The 3,782-nt window shown below is 45.1% G+C and carries 4 protein-coding genes and 1 pseudogene; 1 reads left to right on the top strand and 4 read right to left on the bottom strand.

The features are described from left to right. Positions 1-110 precede the first annotated feature (110 nt). Positions 111-2,165: pseudogene (mfd, locus tag H6F42_RS20905) on the top strand (transcription-repair coupling factor); the annotation flags it as partial. 21 nt (positions 2,166-2,186) lie between these two features. Here mfd and H6F42_RS20900 read toward each other — a convergent pair. The 4 genes from H6F42_RS20900 to H6F42_RS20885 all read right to left on the bottom strand — a co-directional run. Further along, complete coding sequence (locus H6F42_RS20900) at positions 2,187-2,639, bottom strand: PIN domain-containing protein (RefSeq protein ID WP_190401317.1); 453 nt, start codon at positions 2,637-2,639, stop codon at positions 2,187-2,189. Then, entirely contained in the window at positions 2,636-2,989 is a 354-nt protein-coding gene (locus tag H6F42_RS20895) for a hypothetical protein (protein WP_190401316.1), read from the bottom strand. Before H6F42_RS20895 ends, H6F42_RS20900 begins: the two co-directional genes overlap by 4 nt. A gap of 87 nt (positions 2,990-3,076) precedes the next feature. Further along, positions 3,077-3,424, bottom strand: a complete 348-nt coding sequence (locus H6F42_RS20890) for a XisI protein (RefSeq protein WP_190401315.1) — start codon at positions 3,422-3,424, stop codon at positions 3,077-3,079. Positions 3,425-3,464: 40 nt separating this feature from the next. After that, positions 3,465-3,782: type II toxin-antitoxin system PemK/MazF family toxin (locus tag H6F42_RS20885; protein WP_190401314.1), on the bottom strand; the 318-nt coding region annotated here is incomplete at its 5' end.

The following is a 3,782-nucleotide window of genomic DNA, read 5'->3' as shown; positions in this document are numbered from 1 at the left end:
GCTTGGTTGAAGCATCGAATTCGCAAACTTTTACGCAATTCTGACAATTTACGTGATGCCATGGAATCTGTTCTGGCCGCTTCTGCGTCCTAATACACTTGGCGACAGCTATACATCCCTCACGCATAACTGCGGCTAAATCAGTTAATCCTGACGAGTTAAATGTTGGCGATTATGTCGTGCATCGTAAGTATGGGATTGGCAAATTTACGCGCTTTGAAACAATTGAAGTGAAGGGAGAAAAGCAACCACATTACATCGTTGAGTTTGCCGATGGTAAAACTGCTGTGGCGATCGCGCAGGAAAATGAGAAGATTCTCTCTCGCTATCGCAGTGCTTCTAATAAACCTCCTAAGTTAAGCAGCATCGCCAACACAAAGGTGTGGGATAATGCTCTCAGCAAATGTCAAAAAGAGATTTACAAGTTAGCAAGGGATTTACTGCAACTCTATGTTCGCCGCGCTAATTTAGTCGGCTATGCTTTTCCACCTGATACCAATTGGCAACAGGAGATGGAAGATTCTTTTCCCTATCCACTCACCCCTGATCAAGTCAAGGCTGTTCAAGATGTGAAGCAAGACATGGAAAGCGATCGCCCGATGGATCGACTGGTTTGTGGTGATGTCGGCTTTGGCAAAACGGAAGTGGCGGTAAGGGCTATTTTTAAGGCGGTTTGTGCGGGTAAACAAGTAGCTTTGCTAGCACCGACCACGATTCTGGCGCAGCAGCATTTTCATACGCTCCAAACTCGGTTTGCGGCTTATCCTTTCACTGTAGATATTGTGAATCGGTTTCGCCCTGCGAAGGAGCGCAAGCAGATTTTACAGCAGGTTGCTGATGATAAAGTTCAAGTCATTGTCGGTACGCATCAACTGTTGTCTAAGGATGTCCAGTTTCACGATTTGGGTTTACTGGTGATTGATGAAGAACAACGCTTTGGGACTTTGCAGAAAGAGAAAATCAAGGCGATGAAGGGGGATGTAGATTTATTGACTTTGAGTGCTACGCCGATTCCCCGTACTCTTTATGCGGCGCTTTCTGGTGTGCGGGAAATGAGTGTGATTGCGACTCCTCCTCCCTCACGGAGATCGATTCAAACCCATTTGTCTGCTTATGATGCGTCACTGGTGAAAACGGCGATTCGTCATGAGTTAGATCGTGGTGGTCAGGTGTTTTATGTCGTGCCACGCATTGAGGGGATTGAGGCGATCGCTGTTTCTTTGCGGTTGATGTTGCCCAATGTGAGATTGGCGATCGCGCATGGACAGATGCAGGAGTCAGAGTTAGAGGCGGCGATGGTTGCTTTTAATAACAATGAGGCGGATATTCTCCTCTGTACCACGATTATTGAGTCGGGTTTGGATATTCCGCGTGTGAATACGATTGTGATTGAGGATGCTCATAAGTTGGGTTTGGCGCAACTTTATCAATTGCGTGGTCGGGTTGGTCGGGCAGGGATTCAGGCTCATGCCTATTTACTGTATCCGCCTAATCTTGAGTTGACAGATTCAGCAAGAAAGAGACTAGATGCAATTCAGGAGTTTAGTCAGCTTGGTTCAGGTTATCAACTGGCGATGCGAGATATGGAAATTCGGGGTTTGGGGGATCTCTTGGGTGAGGAGCAGTCGGGTCAGGCGGATGTGATTGGCTTTGCGCTTTATATGGATTTGCTTCAGGAATATATCAATGAGTTACGCGGGAAGATTCTGCCTGAAGTGGCTGATACTGAGCTTCAGTTGCCGCGTTTGGTGGCTTTTATTCCTGATAGTTATATCGAAGACAATGAGACGAAGATTAATGCTTATTTGACTTTGGCGAAGGTGAAGTCGAAGGAGGAGATTCTCAAGTTGGCTGCGGTTTGGGAGGGGCTGTATGGGGCTTTGCCTGAAGAAACTCAGGTATTGCTCAGAGTGATGGAACTGAAGTTGGTGGCGCGTAAGGTTGGGGTGTTTCGCATTTATGCGTCAGAAGATGGGCGCGATCTGTTTCTGGACTCGAAGCTGACGGATTCGCTTTGGGAGTTACTTCATGCGAAGATTCCGATTGAGTTCTATTATCGCTTCTCTTTCGAGAAGGGGAGAATTAAGATCACCAGTCTGGCGCTACTGCCTGGGGATAAGCAGGTGCATTTCTTGATTGAGTGGCTGGGCTGTTTTTTGCAGTGAATCTATGTTTGTTTCTGTAACTTAGGCGATCGCTTGCCAATATTTGGCGTTTACAAATCTTTCCAAATGTCCCACATTTGTTGTGGCGACTACGACAATGCGATCGCCCTGTGATTCGGCAATTAATGATGCTTGGGCGGCAAGGATAACATCGCCATCAAGTGCTTCTGGACTGGCTGTTGGTTTACCTGTTTGTCTCGCTTCTGCCCAAAATTCAGCAGCTTTCAGCATCGTTGCTGTGGTCAGGGGTAAATACTCTAAGCGATTTTTTAGCTGATCTAAACGCCTGATGCCTGCTAGTTTATTGGCTCTTAGTAATTCACGCCTAACTTCGTAGTCGGTAATCTCAGGAATAATTAATCTATAACCCTTGGCAACTAATCTCTCTGACCAATAGCGGCATTCTAGGGTTGCGGGGGTGGAGTTGGGGTTTGATAGGATGCCGAGTGGGGCTGAGTCAAGTAAAACAATCATGCGGTGAGGGATAGTGGACGTTCAGTTATCGATTCTTCGCCTAGAGCTTGTTGCAAATATTCCCATGTCTCTCGCTGTTCATCAGCATCATCTCGGAGATCCCATTCATTGAAAAGATCGATCAATGCTTTTGCTCTTGCTGCAATTTCTTCGGGTGTCCTTGTTGGCAATATGTAAACGCCTTCAGCATTAACGTAGGGCTGATTGGTAGGGATGGATGGCTCTGGTTTGACTGTGGTAATAGATGAGTTTGGTTTGCCGAACCATTGCTGTAGCTGCGTAACTACTACTTCAGTAATCACTGCTTTGAGATCTTCTATGGTTAGATCTGTAATTTGTTTTTGGTTCATTTTATACCTCCATAGGGATCTCAAGCGTTTACTAGCTATATATTACCCTATATAAATCGCTGTTTTACGATGTAATCATTTCAGAGCTTATGCCAAAGCATATCCAGTATGCTCTCTCACTTGAGGCGGATGAAAAGCTAGGACAATATGATCCTTGGGAACTCCTGCTGCAACGAGTTCTTCAGTAATGCCATCTTCGATCCCATCATAGTGAATCCAGATTTTGTCGTTACGAATTTCGGCATGAACAACACATCCATGTACTCGTCGACTGTTTTCCCATCCTTCGCGCATCAGCATGAAGTGGTTACGATCGCGGCTAACCACAACGTAAGCACTCACGTTTCCATAGCGATATGGAAGATCGGCATAGTATTGGAGCAAAGTTTCTAGGGTTTTGCGCCATGAGTCTAGGGTATTATCCGTGGTTGCCATTGAATTATCCAACTTTCTTTGATGAGGGCATTACAGTTGCTTATAAGTTGTGTTCATTTTGCGTCAAATAATGAGCTAGGTTTGCGATAAGGCGTTGATACCTCTCTATTGAAATATTGCCGATCGCTCCAATTACATTTTTACTAGGGATAACAGTGAGAAAGCTTAATCGGATAACGGAAGGACTAGTTAAGCCGCTTAATTCAAAGTCAGCATCATTAGGAGAAATGATTTCGTCAAAATTGGGAATATATTGTTTTAGTTGGGTACTTATTCCACAAACTAAAAGGTCTTGATATTTTGGCATTTTCCTGAGAACTAGTGCAGGACGATTTTTGATGGCTCCATTGGATTGAGG

The organism is Pseudanabaena sp. FACHB-1998 (assembly GCF_014696355.1).
Lineage (GTDB): Bacteria > Cyanobacteriota > Cyanobacteriia > Pseudanabaenales > Pseudanabaenaceae > Pseudanabaena.
The sequence above is the reverse complement of the archived record's forward strand: the minus strand, read 5'-3'. Positions and strand labels throughout refer to the sequence as shown.